22 protein-coding genes are annotated in these 18,621 nt (G+C 70.1%); 12 read left to right on the top strand and 10 right to left on the bottom strand.

Annotated elements, in window-relative coordinates; translation table 11 throughout:
- Window positions 1-5: 5 nt before the first annotated feature.
- The 5 genes from ACFYWQ_RS19215 to ACFYWQ_RS19235 form a co-directional block, all read right to left on the bottom strand.
- A complete protein-coding gene (locus tag ACFYWQ_RS19215) occupies window positions 6-1,478 on the bottom strand; it encodes an SCO6880 family protein (RefSeq protein WP_389518010.1) in 1,473 nt (490 codons plus the stop codon).
- Between the two features lie 178 nt (window positions 1,479-1,656).
- Entirely contained in the window at window positions 1,657-3,030 is a 1,374-nt protein-coding gene (locus ACFYWQ_RS19220) for an ATP-binding protein (protein ID WP_389518011.1), read from the bottom strand.
- Between the two features lie 18 nt (window positions 3,031-3,048).
- Window positions 3,049-3,723 (bottom strand): hypothetical protein, encoded by a 675-nt coding sequence (locus tag ACFYWQ_RS19225; RefSeq protein WP_389518012.1) that lies wholly within the window; start codon window positions 3,721-3,723, stop codon window positions 3,049-3,051.
- Window positions 3,723-4,034, bottom strand: coding sequence for a DUF6112 family protein (locus ACFYWQ_RS19230; protein ID WP_389518013.1), 312 nt, complete (start codon window positions 4,032-4,034; stop codon window positions 3,723-3,725). Before ACFYWQ_RS19230 ends, ACFYWQ_RS19225 begins: the two co-directional genes overlap by 1 nt.
- Before the next feature lie 108 nt (window positions 4,035-4,142).
- Window positions 4,143-5,258: a C40 family peptidase gene (locus ACFYWQ_RS19235; RefSeq protein ID WP_389518014.1), complete on the bottom strand. Its 1,116-nt coding sequence runs from the start codon at window positions 5,256-5,258 to the stop codon at window positions 4,143-4,145.
- Between the two features lie 504 nt (window positions 5,259-5,762).
- Between ACFYWQ_RS19235 and ACFYWQ_RS19240 the strand changes: the two genes are divergently transcribed.
- From ACFYWQ_RS19240 to ACFYWQ_RS19295, 12 genes are all read left to right on the top strand, one after another.
- Entirely contained in the window at window positions 5,763-6,518 is a 756-nt protein-coding gene (locus ACFYWQ_RS19240; RefSeq protein WP_389518015.1) for a DNA-methyltransferase, read from the top strand.
- A gap of 186 nt (window positions 6,519-6,704) precedes the next feature.
- Window positions 6,705-7,262, top strand: a complete 558-nt coding sequence (locus ACFYWQ_RS19245; protein WP_389518326.1) for a DUF4913 domain-containing protein — start codon at window positions 6,705-6,707, stop codon at window positions 7,260-7,262.
- Window positions 7,259-7,741 carry a hypothetical protein gene (locus ACFYWQ_RS19250; RefSeq protein WP_389518016.1) on the top strand — a complete coding sequence of 161 codons (483 nt, stop codon included), beginning with the start codon at window positions 7,259-7,261 and terminating at the stop codon, window positions 7,739-7,741. Before ACFYWQ_RS19245 ends, ACFYWQ_RS19250 begins: the two co-directional genes overlap by 4 nt.
- A 14-nt stretch (window positions 7,742-7,755) precedes the next feature.
- Window positions 7,756-8,457 (top strand): hypothetical protein, encoded by a 702-nt coding sequence (locus ACFYWQ_RS19255; RefSeq protein WP_389518017.1) that lies wholly within the window; start codon window positions 7,756-7,758, stop codon window positions 8,455-8,457.
- Window positions 8,458-8,558: 101 nt separating this feature from the next.
- A complete protein-coding gene (locus tag ACFYWQ_RS19260; protein WP_389518018.1) occupies window positions 8,559-9,215 on the top strand; it encodes a hypothetical protein in 657 nt (218 codons plus the stop codon).
- A 144-nt stretch (window positions 9,216-9,359) separates the two neighbouring features.
- A complete protein-coding gene (locus tag ACFYWQ_RS19265) occupies window positions 9,360-9,713 on the top strand; it encodes an SH3 domain-containing protein (protein ID WP_389518019.1) in 354 nt (117 codons plus the stop codon).
- Between the two features lie 98 nt (window positions 9,714-9,811).
- The gene (locus tag ACFYWQ_RS19270; protein WP_389518020.1) at window positions 9,812-10,279 is read left to right on the top strand and encodes a hypothetical protein; all 468 of its coding nucleotides are present in this window, start codon (window positions 9,812-9,814) and stop codon (window positions 10,277-10,279) included.
- Window positions 10,276-10,719 carry a hypothetical protein gene (locus ACFYWQ_RS19275; protein ID WP_389518021.1) on the top strand — a complete coding sequence of 148 codons (444 nt, stop codon included), beginning with the start codon at window positions 10,276-10,278 and terminating at the stop codon, window positions 10,717-10,719. Before ACFYWQ_RS19270 ends, ACFYWQ_RS19275 begins: the two co-directional genes overlap by 4 nt.
- 13 nt (window positions 10,720-10,732) lie before the next feature.
- Window positions 10,733-11,155, top strand: coding sequence for a hypothetical protein (locus tag ACFYWQ_RS19280; protein WP_389518327.1), 423 nt, complete (start codon window positions 10,733-10,735; stop codon window positions 11,153-11,155).
- A gap of 37 nt (window positions 11,156-11,192) precedes the next feature.
- Window positions 11,193-12,047: a winged helix-turn-helix transcriptional regulator gene (locus ACFYWQ_RS19285; protein ID WP_389518022.1), complete on the top strand. Its 855-nt coding sequence runs from the start codon at window positions 11,193-11,195 to the stop codon at window positions 12,045-12,047.
- On the top strand, window positions 12,044-12,529 hold the full coding sequence (locus ACFYWQ_RS19290) for a hypothetical protein (RefSeq protein ID WP_389518023.1): 486 nt from the start codon (window positions 12,044-12,046) through the stop codon (window positions 12,527-12,529). The genes ACFYWQ_RS19285 and ACFYWQ_RS19290 overlap by 4 nt, the downstream gene beginning before the upstream one ends.
- Before the next feature lie 135 nt (window positions 12,530-12,664).
- Complete coding sequence (locus ACFYWQ_RS19295; RefSeq protein WP_389518024.1) at window positions 12,665-12,949, top strand: hypothetical protein; 285 nt, start codon at window positions 12,665-12,667, stop codon at window positions 12,947-12,949.
- 232 nt (window positions 12,950-13,181) lie between these two features.
- Here ACFYWQ_RS19295 and ACFYWQ_RS19300 read toward each other — a convergent pair whose 3' ends face one another.
- From ACFYWQ_RS19300 to ACFYWQ_RS19320, 5 genes are all read right to left on the bottom strand, one after another.
- A complete protein-coding gene (locus ACFYWQ_RS19300) occupies window positions 13,182-13,922 on the bottom strand; it encodes a DUF6461 domain-containing protein (protein ID WP_389518025.1) in 741 nt (246 codons plus the stop codon).
- 88 nt (window positions 13,923-14,010) lie between these two features.
- Window positions 14,011-15,387 (bottom strand): hypothetical protein, encoded by a 1,377-nt coding sequence (locus ACFYWQ_RS19305; protein WP_389518026.1) that lies wholly within the window; start codon window positions 15,385-15,387, stop codon window positions 14,011-14,013.
- Between the two features lie 175 nt (window positions 15,388-15,562).
- Window positions 15,563-15,844 carry a hypothetical protein gene (locus ACFYWQ_RS19310; RefSeq protein WP_389518027.1) on the bottom strand — a complete coding sequence of 94 codons (282 nt, stop codon included), beginning with the start codon at window positions 15,842-15,844 and terminating at the stop codon, window positions 15,563-15,565.
- Between the two features lie 97 nt (window positions 15,845-15,941).
- Window positions 15,942-17,216 carry an IS701 family transposase gene (locus ACFYWQ_RS19315; RefSeq protein ID WP_389518028.1) on the bottom strand — a complete coding sequence of 425 codons (1,275 nt, stop codon included), beginning with the start codon at window positions 17,214-17,216 and terminating at the stop codon, window positions 15,942-15,944.
- 52 nt (window positions 17,217-17,268) lie between these two features.
- Window positions 17,269-18,243, bottom strand: coding sequence for a tyrosine-type recombinase/integrase (locus tag ACFYWQ_RS19320; protein ID WP_389518029.1), 975 nt, complete (start codon window positions 18,241-18,243; stop codon window positions 17,269-17,271).
- Window positions 18,244-18,621 lie beyond the last annotated feature (378 nt).

The following is an 18,621-nucleotide window of genomic DNA, read 5'->3' on the forward strand; positions in this document are numbered from 1 at the left end:
CGGGTTTAGAGGGTGGTGCGGGCCAGGGGGAGCGCGGAGACGGGGAAGGCGTCGGGCTGCTGGAAAAGCAGGCGGCGCAGGTCGACGCCGGCGGTGACTGCGGCGGTCTCGATCTGTGCGCAGGCGGCGTCGAGGAGGGCGTCGGTCTCGGCGCTGATGGTGACCAGGCCGGTCAGGGCGACGTCGGCGTGACCGGCGATGAGCTGCCGCTCACGTTGCTTGACGTCGGCGTACTCGACGGAGTCTTCTTCGTTGTCTACCTGGCCGCGTCGGGCGCGTTCGTTGGCGTCGGCGATGATGGCGGCCTTTTTGCGCTGGACGTCGCGCAGCGCGGACTCCAGTGTCTGGGGCACGTAGATGAGGGAGAGGCTGCGGCGGACCCCGGCGGTGAACATCAGGCCGTGCAGGAATCCGGCGCCCATTTCGGTGCGCGGCCAGTTCTCCACCCAATAGGTGGTGTGGCGTGCGGTGTCGGTGGCGAGCCGGTCGTACTCCTCGACCTGGACCACGGGCCCGGCGGCGGCGGGGTCGGCTTCCGCGCGGCCGGCAGGGGACCACTGCTGCAGTGCGGCGAGTGCTTTGGGGTCGTAGGCGGTGCGGATGACGGCGGCGATCTCCCGGGCGGACAGCCAGCCGGTGACTGTCAGGCCCGCGTTGCGGGCGGCCTGGGCGATGGAGGCGGTGGTCTGCCCCAGCACGGTGCACGCGCCGGGCAGCCCGCCCCCGGCCTGGCTGATGAGCCGCTTGGCGGCCTTCAGATCGAGGGAGATGGCGAGGTAGGTCTCGTGCGGGGCGGCGGCCGGGCCGGCGGAGGCGACGAGTTCGGAGTAGATCTGTCCGGCGATGGGGGTGTGGGGTTGGCCGTGCTGGGTCCAGTGGCGGGTGAGGGTGTCACCGGAGTCGGGGACGGTGCGTTCCAGGATCTGCACGGTGGCGACGTGTCCTGTGCGGGCGATGCCGGCCAGGGCCCGGGCCCAGGCACCCACGTTGTGGTTCTGTGTCGCGGGGTCGAGGAGGGCGTAGGCCCGGGAGGTGACGCGGGCGATGGCGGTGAGCGTCTGCTGGTGCGGGTCGTGGACGGCGGCGGCGCCGTTGGCGGAGTCGCCGGGGGTGACGACCTTGAGGGAGGCGGCGCTGCCGGGCAGGTGCAGGATCCCGTCCTGCCGGGGCCGGGTGACGGGCCGGGCGAGCCAGAGGGTCTGCCCGGTGCGGCGGCGGTGGGCGTAGCGGGCGGCGATCGGAGCCCAGTCGATCAGGGACCGGCCGCTGCGGCGGACGGCGACCAGCGCGGCGACCACCGCCCAGAGCGGAGCCAGAGCGAGGGCGCCGAGCAACCCGGTCGAGACGACCGTCAACAGCAGCAGGGCCAGCGCGCTGGAGACCAGGAGGAGTTGGGGGAGGGTGAGGCCGAGGAGGATGCCGCGGCGGGAGCGGTGCGGGAACTTCACCGTCACCGGAGGTATGGACAGATCGGACAAGAGGACAGTCCTGGGGCGAGGGGCGAGGGGCGAGGGGCGAGGGGCGAGGGGCGAGGGGCGAGGGGCGAGGGGCGAGGGGCGAGGGGCGAGGGGCGAGGGGCGAGGGGCCCGGGCCCGGGGCCGGGGCCGGGGCCGGGAGACGGTGCGCCTCCCGGCCCTGGGTGGGTTGGGCAGGGGGTCAGAGGCCGGTCGGGGGAGGCGGCGTGGAGGCCGGACCGCTCGTCGTAGCGGCGCTCGGCGGGCCGGCGGACTGCGCACTCTGTGACGGGGGTGCGCCTTGCGGCGGCGGGCTCGTGGTCGGCGGAGTGGACCGCCAAGCGGCGCGCTGGCCGGTGCCGCCGCCACCCGGGCTGCCGCCCATCTGGACACTGGTGTCGTCGGTGACCTTGGTCGGCGGCGCCTGGACGGTCTGCTCCAGCCCCGACTTGAAACCGCCATCGGACGACTCGGCGGGGCTTGAGCCCGTCGCGCTGTCCTGGCCGCTGTCGGACGAGGTGGGTGCGATGACGCCGGGGAATCCGGCCTGGCCGGGAACGGCGTCGGGTCCTTGCGGGGCGCCTCCGGCTCCGGCTGCGGCTGCACCGCCGGTACCGGCGGTGGCCGCCATCGCCGCGGCCTTCCTGCCGGCGCGCTCGGCGTGCTGCCGGGCGAGCTGGGCGCCGGCGCCGCCCGCCCGGTGCAAGGTCTCGCCGTCGGACCCTTCGGCGGCCCAGTGCACGAACTTGAACGTCGCGTACGGGCACAACAGGACCAGCACCATGATCACGATGCCGGCGAGGACGTCGGCGAGGGCGGCCAGACCGTCCTCGGCGTCGGTCTTGCCCATGGCGGCGATACCGAGCACGAAGATGATCGTCATCAGCAGCTTGGAGACGACAAGGGTGGCGGTGGCCTCGATCCAGCCCTTCCGCCAGCGGCGGGCGACGTCCCAGCCGCCGCCGGCCCCGGCGAAGACCGCCAGGGTCACCATGACGAGGATGCCGACCTTGCGGACCATCATCACGCACCAGTACATGACGGCGCCGAGTGCTGCGCCCAGGGCGGCGACGACGGCGACGAGCCATCCGAGCGTGGTGAGCGAGGGCAGCGCGCTGACCTTGACGATGCGGCGCACCGCGGAGGCGATGTCGGTGTTCGCGGCTCGGAACAGGCCGTCGGAGAGGGCGTCGACGACTTCGATGGCGACCGTGGTGCAGGCGATGGCAGCGAACGCGAAGAGCACACCGGACGCGGTGCCGGTGAACGCCTGGGCGAGGGACTGCCCGTCGCGCCGGATCGCGGCGCGCACGAGCTGGGCACAGAACGTGCCCACCAAGACGATCAGCCCGATCGGGAGGATCGTCTCGTAATTGTCGCGGAACCAGGCGGCGTTCAGATCGACGCTGGTGGTGGAGTCGACGGCCTTGGCCGCGAGGTCGGCGGCGGTGGCGGCGAGTTCACCGGCGCTCTTGGCCATCCAGTCACCGATCGCCTTGCCCGGGTCGGAGACGAAGTCGACGGCCTCACCGACCGAGCAGACCTTGTCCGCGAGCGGGAGGTCACAAAACCCCATGAAGGTGTCTCCTTTCGGTCAGGGCGCGACGGTCGGGGCGATGGCTACGAGCGAGCAGTCGGCCGAGGGCCGGCACTGCACGGCGAGGGTGACGGAGCGGTCCTCCGCGCCTGCGCCGTCCCCGGCCCAGGTGATGGTCTGCTGGCCGGTGACCGTCACGGCGTAGATGTACGCCTTGGTGATCTCCGAGGGGCTCTCTGCGAGGGCCTGCTGGAACGCGGCCGGGTAGTGGCCCTCGCTGATGGCGGCTGTGGCGTGCTGCTTCTGGTCGGCCATCCGCGACCACAGCGTTGGGTCCGGCACCTGTGACGACACCGACGTCCAGTCGCCGTACTCGTCCTCGTCCGTCATCCACGCCTTCATGCCGGCGAGCTGCTGCTCGCGGCTCGTGGTGCGGGTGTCGTAGGTCCAGAGCATGGCGGCGGCGGCCTTGGCGAAGGCAACCGGATCGGAGATACGCGGTGGGGCGGCCACGGTCCCGGTGCCGGCTTCCTGTTCCCTCGCCGTAGAGGGCGAGGCGGAACTGGAGGCCGGCGAGACGGTGCTGGACGAGGTGGGGTGCTGCCCGTCGCGGCCGACGAGGAGAGCGGCTACGGCCGCGAGGACGAGCAGGCAGGCCAGGCCGGCCGCTGCGAGGGTGATGCGGCGCTTCGGTGGCCAACCGGCCCCGAACTCGGAGATTCGTTTCGGCATCAGTGGATCTGCGACCCCAGGCTGGAGAAGAAGGCGACGATGCCGTTGGCGGCGCCCAGGCCGAGCGCGGCGCCTGCCGCGACGACCGCGCCCTTCTTGCCGTTGGCCTCGGCCTGGTGGCCACCGGTGTGGTGGCCCCAGGCCCACACGCCGAGGGAGACGGCGAGGGCTCCGACGACGGCGACGATGCCGAAGAGGTTGATGCTGTTGACGACGTTCTTCAGGACGGACAGGCCGGGCAGGCCGCCGTCCTTCGGGGAAATGCCCGGGTCGTAGGCGAGCTGGATGAGACGGTCAGGGATCGGTGACACGGGTGGGTGAGGCTCCTTGCGTGCGCAGGCCGACAAGACCCGGCCGACGGGGAAGGTGGGAGAAGAGGGAGGTAGGGCGGTTGAGCGGCGCGGGAAGAGGCGCGGGCGTCAGAGGACGCGGCGGGCGGCGAGGACGTCCCAGTCCTTCCGCGGTGTGATCCGGACCGGCTTGCCGGTGCGGGGAGCTTCGATGACCAGGCCTTCGCCGAGGTACATGCCGACGTGCTCGGGGCGTGCCGCGGTGCCGCCGCTGAAGAGCAGGTCACCGGGCTCAAGCGCCTTCATCGAGACGACCTTGCCCTTTCTGACCTGGGTGTACGTGGTGCGGGTGAGGGTGATGCCGGCGTGCTCGTACGCCTGCTGCATCAGCGAGCTGCAGTCGCAGCGGCCCATCGGGTCGGGGCCGTGCGGCGCGGTGCAGCTGCCGCCCCACTGGTACATCGTGCCGAGCTGGCCCATCGCCCAGATGATCGCCTTGCGGGCCCGTGGGTCGGTGCCCTCGGGGATCGCATAGCCGTCCGGGACCGAGCCTTCGGGGATCGGTCCGAACTGGGAGCCGTCGCTCGCGGTGCCGCACCCGGATGCGGCGGTCGGCCCGTCGGAGTCCGTTCCGGCGTCGCCCGTGCTGCTGCTCTGGAGGGTGACGGCAATGGCCTTCTGCAGCGCGGTCGCCAGCGCTTCCCACTGCGCGTACGCGTCCGGGTAGCCGGACTTCTGCACGGCTTGGGCGGCCTGGGTGATGGTCATCTGCTGCCAACCGTTCACCTTGAGCAGCGCCTCGTAGAAGCGCTCGCTCGCGTACACGGGGTCGCGGATCTGGTCGGAAGTTCCCCAGCCCTGGCTGGGCCGCTGCTGGAACAAGCCGAGGCTGTCGCGGTCGCCGTAGTTGAGGTTGCGCATCCGGCTTTCCTGCAGGGCGGTGGCCAGCGCGACGATCTGTCCGCGGCTCGGCACGTCGAGGCTGATCCCGGTGGCGACGATGGTCTGCGCGTTCGGGATCTGCTCACCGGGCAGGTCCAGGCCCTCGACACGAACGGTGGAGGCGTCCGCGCCGTCGAGGATCCGGGTCACCTGCTCGGTGATCTCGGCGGTGTCCACGTCGGGCGCGCAGTTGAAGGCCGCGGACTGGGAGGCTTCGCTGGTGGTCGCCATCGTCATAGCGGTACCGGCGAGGAGGAGCGGGGAGAGGAAGACGACGCCGATGCCGGCGGCGAGCGCCTTCAACCCGTGCGGACCGCTCGCGGGTCACCGGTGTCGTGCAGGGGCGGGTAACGAGACGTCATGGCCGTTTCCTTCGGGGGGTGTCCGGGCGCCGCGTGCGGAGGAGCAGTGGAAGGGAACGCGACGGCCGGGGTGGCGACAGGGAATGGCGGTTGACGCTGCGAGTTGCCGCTCGCGCGTCGGCCAAGAGCGGATCTAGGTGTGCCGGGGCAGGGGAAACCTCCGTAAGAGAAGAGAGGGAACCGGGCGGCGTTGGTGTGCCGGGCGGTTCAAAAACAGTAGATGCGGATGGGCGGTTGACCAAAAAGCGGCTGGGGGTGGGCCGGATTCCGGCCCGTCAGTGAGGCGTTTCTTGGTCGTCGACGTATTCGCCCCTACAGTTTTATGACTCCCCTCGCTCTCCCCGGTCTGCGGCTTGGGCTTCTGTACGCCCGCTTCAAGCCCTGCGGGGACTTACCGGAGCGACGGTTATCCCTCCGCACCCCCTACCCGAATCGGGGTTTCCCTTTGCCTTTTTCCCTGCATCAGGGCGACGCGCTCAGTGTCCTGTCCGGCCTGCCGGACGACTGCGTCGACTCGGTGATCACCGATCCGCCGTACAACTCAGGCGGGAGGACCGCGAAGGAGCGCACCAGCCGCAGCGCGAAGCAGAAGTACACCTCCGCCGACGCCAAGCACACCCTGGCCGATTTCACCGGCGAGAACATGGACCAGCGCAGCTACGGGTTCTGGCTGACGCAGATCATGACCGAGGCTCATCGGCTCACCAAGAGCGGTGGGACGGCGTTGCTGTTCACCGACTGGCGTCAGCTTCCGATCACGACGGACGCCATCCAGGCGGCGGGCTGGCTGTGGCGCGGGGTGCTGGCCTGGCACAAGCCGGCGGCCCGGCCCCAGAAGGGCCGGTTCACCCAGAACTGCGAGTTCGTCGTCTGGGCGTCGAAGGGCCCGATCGACGCTTCCCGTAACCCCGTCTACCTGCCTGGCCTCTATTCCGCCTCCCAGCCGTCCGGAGCAAAGCGGCAGCACATCACGCAGAAGCCCGTCGAGGTGATGCGCGAGCTGGTCAAGATCTGCCCCGACCGGGGCACCGTCCTCGACTTCTGCGCCGGGTCGGGCTCCACCGGCGTCGCCGCTCTCCTGGAGGGACGCGACTTCATCGGTGTGGAGAAGACCGAGCACTACGCGTCCATCGCGGCTGACCGGCTCACGGAAACGATCTGCCAGACCCACACCCAGGACGACTTCGCCCTCGTCACCTGATGCCGCGCCCACATCCCCGGGCGGAGGGCCGCTCGGCGACGCTCCCGTCTCCCTCATCTTCATGGCTCGTAGGAGGTCGTCCCTGTCATGTCTGACCCTGTGCAGCCCCCTCTCGAAGGGGAGCTGGAGCCGGTCCGGGTCCCGGATTCCCAGCTGGAGGGGATCGAGGCCAGCGTTCGGCGGCTGATGGAGCAGTCAGCGCAGCAGGCCCAGCAACTCGACCACCTCGCCTCCGCCCCACCCCCGCCCGGCGGATCACCATTCGCGGCGTTCGGCATGCCCGCATTCGGAGGCCCGCCACCGGCAGCGCCGCCGCAGCCCCGCCCCCTCCTGGAGCTGAAGGGCGAGGAGTACGAGGACGAACTCGACGCGCTCAGCGACTGGGTCGACGACTTCCTGCTCCCGGTCTACGGGGCGGAGGTCACCACGGCGGCACCCTGGTGTCTGCAGTGGCAGGAGCACGACGCCGTCGTGGCCTGGCTGCACGCCCTGTGGCTCGCCTACCAGCAGCACAAGGACCCCGAAGCCGGCTTGAGCGGCCTGTTCGTGTGGCACCGGGACTTCCTCACCCACGCCATCGCGGCGATCCGCGCACCCGGTGGACCGCTGTCGGCGTGCATGACCTCTCCGGACCGGCCGGCGCACCGGCTCCTGCCCGGCCCCCCGCCCTCGGCCCGGTCCGAGAGAGTGGCGGCGCAGGCGAAGTCGTCCGATGCCGATGAGACGCACGAGCCTGCGTCGTGAGCCAGGGGCAGCAGCAGCCAGCCTTCGGCCTGAGCTTCGATCCCCGTGCCCTGACCGACCTCCTCCAAGCCCCCGGCGACATCCGTGACCTAGCCCTGGCCCAGCTGCAGGACGTCGTGAACGCCGATCGCTTCGGGATCCGCCTCACGGGCGATCTGGAGGGCTACCGGAAGCTGGTCGTGGACGCCCGCAAGGAATGGCGTGTCGTCTACGGCCTGCGCCCCGCTCCGGAGACGGCCGCGCACCAGCGGGAGATTCACGTCGTCGCGCTCCGGCCACGGGCGGACAACGACGTGTACGACGAGGTCGGCCGCCGCCTCGGAATGACCCGCCGTCCGCTCAGCGCACGCACACACGCGGCCCGCTCCCGCTCTCCACAGCTCACCGCACGCGGCACTGGCCTTCGGCCACCGCTGCCGTCCACCGTACCGGGCCTGCCCCGCCCCGCACAGACCTCCGCTCACCGCGCCCTCCGCTGACCCCTTGGATTCCCATGTCTTTCGAACCCGCGCCGGCAACAGCCCGGCGCGCGGTCTCCTCGCTCGACCACCGGATCGAGGCCGTCACCGGCCACGACGTCGACACCCTATGGGCCTACCGTGACTGCGGCCTCCTCGACGAGGCGCACGCCGCGCTGGTCGACCGGCACCGTGAACTGGCCGAGGCAGAGCGGGGCGTGACCTTCTACCGCACTCTTCTTCACCGCCTGTCCAGCGGCGAGTTCCCCGTCGACGGCGCCCTGCTCTTGCGCATCGACCGCACCGTGGATCAACTGGAGCAGGCCGCCGACGCCCGTGATGCCGTGGAGCAGAGGGTGCTCGCGGCGCTGGAGCCGGTCGAGGACGCCGCCCGTACGGCACCGGGCGGAGAGGCCGAGACGCTGTCCACCCCTGACCAGGCGGCGCTGTTCGCCATCGCTGGCGGCGCCAAGCTCCACGAGCACCTGCTGACCGGCCGCCTGTCGGTGACGACCGCCTCCGGCGCCCGCGTCCCCCACGCCGACCTGCAACGCTTGCAGGCTGCCGGTCTCGTCGAGCTCGACACCAGCCACCCCGTCCACGCAGGCCAGCCGGTCACCCTGACCGATGTCGGCCGTGCCGCGCTTGCCGCACACCGCCGTCCCCAGCAGGCCCCCGTGTCGAAACCGGTGCCGGTGCCGGGTGCGTGGCCGACCACCCGCACAGCACGGCGCTGACCCTGCATGCCCTCACACGAACCCGCCTCACTCGTCAACGCGAACCCCAACTCCTGCCTGGACTTCCGGTAGGCAATCTGGACGGCGACGAGCAGGCCAGCATGGCGTTCCACCGCGCGATCGGCGTGAAGGACGACATGCTTGACGTCCTCGCCCAGCACCACACCACCGACGACACCCGCAGCTACTACGTCCTGTACGACCGCACGGCCACCTGGGACCACCCAGGTAGGCCGCAGATCGTCGCTCTCCACCTGCGACGGGACCACCAGAGCCGGACGCTGCGTTTCGAGCAGGAGACGCTGCCGCTGCCCTCGATGGCGCAATCCTGGCTGATCCACCGGGGCTGCCCGCCCGAGGCCATCGCGCTCGACCCCGAACTCGGCACGGTGCCCGCCGACTCGGCGACACGGGCCCTGGAGCGCCGGCTCGTGGACGGCGGCGACCACTACGCGCTGGGCTGGTCATATACCCGCGACGACCCCGACGACCACGTCACCCTGGCCGCGCTGCGCGCCCTCGACGAGCGCGCCCCGTCACCGTTCCGCGTCCTGGTCGAGGAAGTCGACCGCCAGGCATGGACCCACACCCTGCGGGAGGCCGCATTCGACACGGTGCACGAGGCCATGACGTGGTGCTACGACCGCCTCAGCGGTACCACGGTGCCGCTGCCGCCTATTCGTCCGAAGCTACCGTCTCCACTGTCGGCTGTCGTGCCGCAAGCGACTGCTTCCCGACCGCCGGGCCGGTCACTCTGAGTGTGGTTGGCGCGGCGGAACATAGCCGACGATCGCCGGTTGGCCAAACCGGCAATTCTCCGGACTCTGATACCGGCCGCAGGGGCAACTCCCCGGCCATCTCTCGTGCATTTCTCCCTTGCCCCGTTCGGAGGTTTCTTCCGCATGCGCTCACACAGATTCGCCATATTCGCCGCGATGGTCGGAGCACTCGCCTTGCCGGTGCTGTCCGCCCCCGCCGCCAATGCCGCGCCGGCCGCCGATGCGGCGACGATCGCCAGTTCCAGCAGTTGCCGCAGTCTTCCTCCGCTGCCGTACACGGTCCACACGAAGGCCGTCACCATCCGCTCCAAGGCCACCACGAAGTCCGCCGCGGTCGGAGTTCTGTACAAGAGCCACAAGTTCATCGTGCACAAGTCCAGAGGCAACTGGCGCCACATCACCGACAAGACCACAGGCATCAAGGGCTGGGTCTCCGGCACCTACGTCTACCGCGATGTCCGCATGTGTCTCGACTGAGCCACTCCCAGATGCCCGGCAGCCCCTCTGCCGAGCCGACAGCCCTGCCACCGCCCCGAGAGTGACAGCGTCACCACGCTTTGAGGAGAGAAATCCCGTTGTCCGACGACATACCCGGAGGCGATGTTGTGGGTGTGCTCACCGAGCAGATCGAAACCCGGTTCGGGATGAGCGTGGACCAGTTGAGGGCGGCGGTGGCCGCCGAGCCGACGGCCAACCCTATGGCCGGTGGTGTGGTCAAGTGGCACGGCCTGCTCCTCGAGTCGCAGGCGGTGCTCGACCGAGCGGAGCACGATCTGCTCAGGGTGCTGCAGTCACAGCACCCTGAGGCCGCCGGCCCGTCGCGGGACCTGGTCAGCCGCGTCGGCGCGGCCGTGACCGTACGCGACGGGCGGGCCACGGTCGTCCGGTGGCTCCTGAACCCGAACGCTCCCGGCAAGCAGGACCTGGCCGCCGAGCGGCTGGCCCGCATCCGCGGAACACGCCGGGACGGCCCGGCCGTGCCGACCACCGCACCACCCCGTGCCGCGACCGCTTCGAAGCCCGGAAGGAGCGCGGTGCGGTGAGTTCCCGAACCAAGCCCAGCTCCGCGGACGGCCGGCTGAGCGACGTCTTCGGCGCCCCGGTCGACGACCTGTACGACACGGCCGCCGGCCCCCAAGCCTCCGCCGCCCTGACCCGCGCGCTGGAACTGCGGTCCTTCCTCGCCCTGGCCGAGGAACAGGTCGCCCGGGTCCGTGACCGCGTCCACCACGCCATGCACCCCGAGCGGGACATGAACGAGCTGTCCGCCGGTGACCTGCGCATGGACGCCCAATGGCTCGAAGCGGCTCTCGAAGCCCGCGACGGCTACCGCGGTGCCCTCGACGGTCTGCTGCACACCATGCCGCCTCCCCGCGAGCGTGCGCGGCCCGTCCGTCTGACGCAGCCGACGTTGACCGCAACCTTGCCCCCGGCCGCCCCGGCACCGCAGAGTGCCGGGGCGGCCAGGGCCCGCCGACCGTGAAATGTCCAGCCGATTGCCCCACCTGACCTCCACCGAGACCGCGAGGCAGATCGAGGACCTGTACGGCGCGCCGCTCGCCGCCCTCGAAGCCCACGCGGAGGATCAGCCGCCCGGCATGCTCTCCGCGCTCCTCGCGATGCGCCACGACCTCGCCTTCGCCGAGCGCAGCATCACCTTCTACCGCGACCGCCTCATTCAACTCATTCACCCGGAGCGGCGGATCGGCACGCACGAGGTGTCTCACGTCCTCGACTGCGCCCGCCGCCTCGCTGAAGCCGTCGCCATCCGCGATGTCCAGGCCCAGACCGTCCAGGCCGTGCTCCGGAGCCTGGGGCGCGTCGCCCCACCCGAGCCGGCCGCATCCCCAGCCCCTCCCTCGACTCCGCCGGTGCCTGCCTCCGCCGTCCCGGCCACGAGCGCCGCCCCGAGCTGCTGACCGACTTCCCGGTTTTTACGTAACAGGAGTTCCCGTCTTGTCCCTCACCGGTCTGCCTCCCGACACCGATGCCGATATCGCCCGGGTCTCCGAGTCCCTCGCGATGATCACCCCGCGTTGGAACGTGCGCATTCTGCTGGCCCTCTCCGGCCCGCCGCTGCGCTACAGCGAGATCGCGGACAAGCTGTCCTGGCTGCGCGACAGCCAGCTCCACCCGAAGCTGCGGTCTCTGTGCGACGCCGGCCTCATGCAGCGCACTGAGCACGATCCCCGGCATGTCACCTACGGTCATACCGACCGCACCACCACCTTGCTGCCGACGCTGCCCCTGATCGTCACCTGGGCCGAGCAGCATCTGGAGCAGCCAGAGGGGCCACTGCCCGCGATCGAGCAGATCGAGGACAGCCTCACCCTGCTCACCCGGCGGCACGCAGCCGCGATCCTGTGGACGCTCAAGATCAGGGGTGAGTCCAGCGGCCTGGCACTGGCCCGGACGGTCATGCCAGGCAACGAGTGGACCAACATCTATCCGCCGCTGAGGCAGCTTGTGGCCGACGGCCTGGTCGACACCGACGGCACCGGACAGCCCTACCGCCTGTCCACCGCCGGCGAGGGCCTCGGGCCGGTCTTCGGGGCGCTGTCCGCCTGGTCGGCCGGACAGCCGTTCGCCACGGCCGCACGTCATCCCGTCTGGGGCCCAGACCATGCAGCGCGGCCCTCACGGACATGGCTCAGCCACCAGGCCCGCACCCCGGCCCCCTCCACACGACCGGCCCCGGCGCCGCAGAAGCAGCCTGCACACTGCCCGACCTGGCAGAGCACCGACCTGTTCTCCCACGCCGCCCCGGCCCGCCCGATGCCGGCCCTGCCGATCGGAGGAATCCGCCGATGAACCCCGTCCTCTCCCACCAGCGGCTCCAGCGCGTGTGCCCGGCCCTGTCCTCGGCCGGTCTGATCCGCATGGTCAGCGAGATCGACGACCATGGAGCCATCCCGTCGCGCGCACTGGCACGGACCCTGACCGGCCTGTCCACCACGCAGATCAGGCAGGCCGTAGCACAGGCGGACACGCTCGGCCTCCTCGACCGCTCTCGCTCCGGCCTCGGGCTCACCCCGGCCGGCCGCGACCTTGCCGACCTCTACGACGCCACGGCCCGCTGGGCCCGCCACCACAACTACCCCAGTCGTGTCAGCAACTTCAGCGAACGGATCCGCAGCGTCATGGTCCTGCTGTCCGAACCGACCGTGACGGAGTGGCGCCAACAGGACGGTGACGCCGCCGGACTGCGCGAGGTTAACCGATTGCTGACCGAGTGGGCCGACACCCACCAGCAGCGGGAGCACCACCAGAGCGCGTACGACGTCGCCGCGTGACACCACATACCGTGAAGCACCCACCGGAGGGGCTTTTGGGCAGCTTCTACTCCCCCGTGCGGCGGATGTCGCCACGTCCGCGATGACCGTTACGGCGTTCCCCCGGCTGGTCTTGGCCACTACCGGATCAGCAGCGTGGACCGGGTCGGCTTGGGCCCGGATGCCGTCGCCATCAGTCGGCCTGACAGCCGCCAGGCAGCCCGCCACCTGACCCGTCCCGCCTCGACCTTCCAGGATCCTGTGCCTCACGACGACCACGACACCATCGACGGGGACATCTACGTCTCCCCCCGCCACCTGGCCCGCGCCACCGCGATCGGCGATCCCGGCCTTGACCCGCTCCGCGCCCTCGGCTGGGACCTGCACTATGACGATCTCGGCATTATGTGGAATCAGGATTGTCAAGGGGCGTGCCGGTGACTGCAGCACCGGAAGTGACGGTGTCACGCTCGGTGAGGGTGAGGACGTCTCTGCGACAGCCCGAAGGACCGCTTGGCGGACGCGGAGCGTGAGGGACGGTTCAGCAGAGATCTGGGGAAATCGGCTTAACCCCCGCCTATGTCGAGAGCCCTCGACAGAGTCTGCTCGTGAAAGAAGAGGGGTTCTGGTGCCTGGAAACCGCCCCCTACTGTCACCCGCGGTCGCAAGTACTTCAGCTGGGATGGCTGCCCGGGCTCCTTGGGGCGGGCGGCAGAACGCCCAGCGGCCGTCCGGGCTTGGCCGCTGCGGCGTCGGCGGCCGCCGTGGTCTGCGATGGCGACCCGGTGGGCGGGCTGCGGACGGGCCGGAGCGGCGCGCGGTCGGCATCGGGGAGGAAGGCTGTAAGCAAGGGGCCCCGAAGGGTCTGGGCGTCGAGTACACCGCCGACGTATCGGCCGGCGACGTCCAATCCGAGGAGAAGGACTGAAGGCGCTGAGCCGCTGGAGCTCGCGGTGGCGGGGATCGCGCCCAGCGCCTGCCGGAGGGCGGAGGCGAGGGTGTGGGGGCCTTCGCCTCGTACGACGGGCGTGGTGGACAGTTCGACGCTCTCCGTGCGGCGTCCGTCGCGGTAGTGGTCCAGGGTGCGCAGCCCGTCAGCACCCTTGAACACGCGGACCGTTTCCGTGCCCTGCGAAAGCCGGGCCATAACGGTGGGTTTGAGGCCCTCGGGTTCCAGGTCCTCGTAGCAGTAGACCCAGTTCTCTGCCAGCGTCCCCACCCGCAGCAGGGTCCCGCCGCCCCCGCGGGGCAGCAGGGCGCCGCTCTCCGCCTGTGTACGGATGGCGGCCTGGCCCGGGGCCACGCCGTAGGCGCCCAGGACGGCATCGGGTGTGCTGCCTCGGGTGAACGTCAGGCAGAACACCGGATACCGGCTGTCCGTGGCCCACTCCCACGGGTTGGACCCCAGATCCATGATGGCTCTCCTCGTCCGTCCAGGGCCGTGCCCCGTGCGACCAGGCGGCGCGGGGCACGGCCGTTGTGGCGCTGCGCATCAGGTGGTTTCAGTCGGTGATGGTCACGCTGAAGCTCTCGGAGTCCAGGACACGGTCGGTCTGGACGAAGCTGCCGTACTTCCCGCCCGCGGCCGAGTTGTAGGTGAGTGGCACGTGGCCACGTACGCACGGTTCCTGGTAGGTGACCGGCTTGGAGGCGCTTGCCTCGTAGATGTACCACTGCCCGTCCTCGAACAGTGGCACGATGTCCGCGCAGAGCCCTCCCACGGTACCTCCCTCGACCGTGCCCGCGAAGGGGAACTCGTCGCAGGAGTCGTCCACGACGACGTCGTCGTCGAACGGCACGAAGGTGCCGTCCTCACACGTGGCACGCCGGTTGCTTTCCGCGGCGGTCTCACTGGCCAGCCGCCGCAAGGGGGTTCCGTCCCCCCAGCTGTCGGGCAGGGAGATCTGCGCCCAGTAGTAGGTGACGGCGGCGGCGTCGTACTGGCTGATCGGCAACACCAGGTCGGCCCGTGCCGACGGGAACACGCAACCCGGGTACGCACCGACAGCGTTGTCGCACCGGATGGTCACCGGGTGGGTCCAGTTGACCTCCGGGTCGGTCGGTGTGACGCCCGGCTGCGTGACGACCATCGTGTACGACGTCGTGAACGAGTCGGACAGTCCCGCCGCTGGTGTGTCGGTGTACCCCACCGATCCGGAGAGTGTCGTTCCGGTCACCATTGAGGGTGCGCCCGTCCAGGGGGTCGGGTCGCTGGCGGTGCAGGGCGCCGCGCAGGCGGCTGTCAGTGACACGTTCAGGCTCGGAATGGTCGACGAGGCCGATTCCATGGTGACGCTGAGCGCTTCCTGCCAGGCCACGCTGGTCTGGTTCAGCTGCATGGTCGCGGTCACCTTGAGCAACGCAGTACCGATGACTTCTGGTACGCCGTCCACGATCTGGTAGAGCGTGTAGGTGGTTTGTCCGTTTCCGAGGCAGGAGCTGAACCGGTCGTAGGTGTAGACGCCAACCTCGGTCGAGCAGGCGGCGATGTTTGGTGACGTCTCATCATTTTTTGTTGTGTTGTTGGTGGTTCCAGCTCCTGAGCCGGTGGCCGGCGTGCTCAGGCATCCGTACTGCCCGCCTTCCTGAGCGTGTTTGGCGGCAGCGGCGCACGTCTCGCCGTTTCCGCCGGCGCTGCTGGTGTCCGGGCTGAACGCCTGATGTTCCTCAGTCCCCTTGGCCGCCGCCTCGGCGGTGTTCGGATCCAGGGCTTGTGGGACGTCGATGACATCCAGCAGCCGTCCGTGTGCCGGCGCTCCGTTGGCACCGTCCGAGGTGGCGGCCGATGCGGACGCGGTTGTGGCGGAGGCCCACATCGCCAGGGTGGACAGTAACCCGACGCATATTCGCCGCTTCCTGATGGATCTTGTGGATCTCATGGGAAGCCCCCTTGTCCCAAGAATGCGTGTACAGGGAAACAATGGGGACCCTAGCCATGGGCCGGAGCAGAACGACAGGGCGGTTCCAGCCGAACCACTTTGGTCCCCCGGGACTCTCGGACCACCTGTTCCTCAGGCGAACGGGGGCAGGCTCCACGCCGACGGGGAGGGTAAGTCAGGTTTGACACCCGTTACCTTGGCGGACTTCCACGATGGGCAGCATGGTGACGGTGGCGGGGAGGCCCAGTTCCCGTGGTGTGGGCCCTGCGGGCGTAGGCGTGTCGGCGAGACGGTCGAGGAGCGCGTCAATGGCGCCATGGCCGTCGTCGACTGCGGCGCGTTCGTCCTCGGTCAGCGGGATTGAGGCAAGCATGCGCTGCAGGTTTTCCTTGGCTTCGAGGAGTTGGGCCTTGCTGGAGTTCTTGGGGGTGTAGAAGTCGCAGCGGGCGCAGGCCATCCGGTGCTAGTAGGACTCCGTTAGGTCTGTCTTGATCTTGGTGTGGTCCTGCTGGGCAGAGGTTGGTGGCAGGTGGTGCAGGTGCCGGTCCAGCAGTTCAGCAGGTCCTGGAGGGCGTCGAGGATCTGGTAGAGGGTGAGTCCGGTGTGTCGGCTTTTGGGGCCAGCCGCTGCTCGGTGAGGAAGGCATGGGCGGCGGTGACCAGGGTGACGTGGTGATGCCAGCCCGGCCAGGAGCGGCCTTCGAAGTGGTCGAGGCCCAAGCCGTGCTTGAGTTCGCGGTAGTCGTGCTCGATGCGCCAGCGGATCTTTGCCAGTCGGACCAGGTCGGCGGTCGGGGTGTCGTCGGGCAGGTCGGACAGCCAGAACCGGGTCGGTCGGTCCTCGCCGTCGGGCCATTCGGCCAGCAGTGCGACCTCGGGCAGGACGCCGTCCCACCGGCCGTGCTCGGCCACCGCGGCCGCCTGGGCCAGCCGACGCGAGCGCACTCCGGCCGGCCGGACCCGCACCGTGAGGAAGCGGGAGGTCATCGGGCCGCGGGAGCCTTCCCGCCAGGTCACCTCCTGGAAGGCTTCCCGTCCGGCGGCCGCGGCCAGCTCCGTCACTGTCATCGGTTGATGCCGGTAGCGGGGAACCGGCCGGCGGCCCCCGGACCAGGCCGGGGCGGCGGGAACGGCGTCATGCGGCTGGACGGTGATGTCGCCGCGGATTCCGACCACGTACGCGATGTCCCGCGCGGCGAGGCCGGCGCGGAAGTCGGCGTTCTGGCCGTAGCCGGCATCGGCCACCACCACCGGTGGCACCAGGTGCCATCCGGCCAGTTCGTCCAGGGCGTCCAGGGCGAGGCGCCACTTCTCCCGGTGCCCGACCTCCTTGGGCACGGCGGTCCGCTCGCGCCGGACGGCGTCATCCGCCCACTCCCGGGGCAGGAACAGCCGCCAGTTCAGAGGGCACGAGGCCGTGTCGGAGACCGCGTGCACGCTGACGGCGACCTGGCAGTTGGCCTGCTTGCCCAGCGCACCGCAGTACTGGTGAGCGACGCCGACCGACATCCGGCCGTCCTTGGGGAACGACACGTCATCGACCGCCCAGGCGTCCGGGACGACCTGCGGCACCAGCCGCTCGGAGATCCGCCGGCGCACCGCCACCGGATCCCAGGTGGACTGGTTCACGAACTGCTGCAGATTCTGCTCGTTGCCGTCCGGCAGCCGCGAGGCCATGGCCTGGATGGACTTGCGGCGGCCGTTCATCATCAGTCCGCGCAGATAGCAGTCGCCCTTGGCCCGCTGGTCCTTGCGCGGCACCGAGGCGAACACATCCGCCACGAATAACGCCAACGTCGCCCGGACACGGTTCACTTCATGTGCGTCCACACACTCACCGTGCCCCTGAACAAGGCCGACACACAGACCTAACGGAGTCCTACTAGCACTGTTCGAAGAAGGAGTAGGTGCACCAGCCATGGCCCAGGTCGTAGTACTGCCAGGGCTCGCCAGCGGCCGCCGCGCCGGAGACGACGGCGTCACGGTCGACGAGGACCTCGATGGTGCGCACGTTCCGGGCGAAGTAGCCGGCTTCGCTGTATGCCTTGGCCAGCGTCTGGGGGGAGATCTTCGCGTAGAACTGCGTGGAGCTGGGCGACCGGTGTCCGAGCCATGCCTGCAGCTCGAAAAGGGTCATCGGCTCCTTGGCGTTGTAGAGCTGGCTGGCGATGGTGCTGCGGGCCCGGTGGCTGGTGATCTTGCCGCGGACGTCGCTGGCGGGGACCCCACCCTTCGTGCACAGCGCCGGGATGATCGTGCGATTGATGTAGTCCTTGGAGACACGCTTGGCACGGTGGGCGAACAGGAACGCCACGCGCTCGCCGGTCTTGGCGTCCAGCATCAACGGCTGCTCCGGACGGACGGCCTGCCACACCTCGATCGCCTGCCCGAGCAGCGGGTCGACCGGCTTGGTGAAGCTCGTACCGGTCTTGTGGGCCGGGACATCCAGCAGGCAGACGGCGTCACGGGCGAGGACGTCTACGGCGTCCGGACTCACGGCCGTGCCGTCGTGCTGCCAGCGGACGCATCCGGTGCGCAGGCGGCGGATCTCGTCGCTGCGTTGGCCGCTGAACAGCCAAGTCAGCACCATGGCGCGCGAGAGCTCGAAGGGATAGCGCGGGCCGCTGCTGGTCGTGGGCAGGTCCTCGGAGGTGAGGTTGATACCGGCCCACAGCAGCTTCGCCCATACCTCGTCGGCGATGACGCGGGGGTTGGGGCCCAGCAGCGCGCGGATGCTGCGAGGCGTCTCCAGAGCGCGCCCTGGATCGAACCGGCGGGGGATCCACTCCCACTCCTGCAGGTCACGGAAGAACGCGCGGCTGGCGGTGAGCGCGCTGTCCTTGGTGGAGGGGGACATAGGGTCTCCGAACACGCCACGGGTCGCGCTGCGTTCGACGTAATCACCGATCCGCATCCGGTCCACTGTGGCCACCCAGGCCGCGCAGGTCGCCCGAGTCCACTGAGCGGGCTCGGTGATCTGTGGATGCTCGGCAGTCAGCCACCGGCCCATGCGGGCGAGATCCTGGCGGTAGGCCAGGCGGACATTGCGGCTGAGTGTGGATGTGTCGAATCACCGGGAGGCGATCTTGGCCCACGGCGCCGATACATCCGTCCACCGCTGGGCCCGCAGCTCAGTCAGCAAGGTCTCGTTGCGGGCGATGGGCGGCTCGCACTTTCCCAACGCCGCCAGCGCCCGCTGGAGAGAGTGCAGGTCACCGGAGGCCCTCCCGGAGGA

The organism is Streptomyces sp. NPDC003247 (genome assembly GCF_042888135.1).
GTDB lineage: Bacteria > Actinomycetota > Actinomycetes > Streptomycetales > Streptomycetaceae > Streptomyces.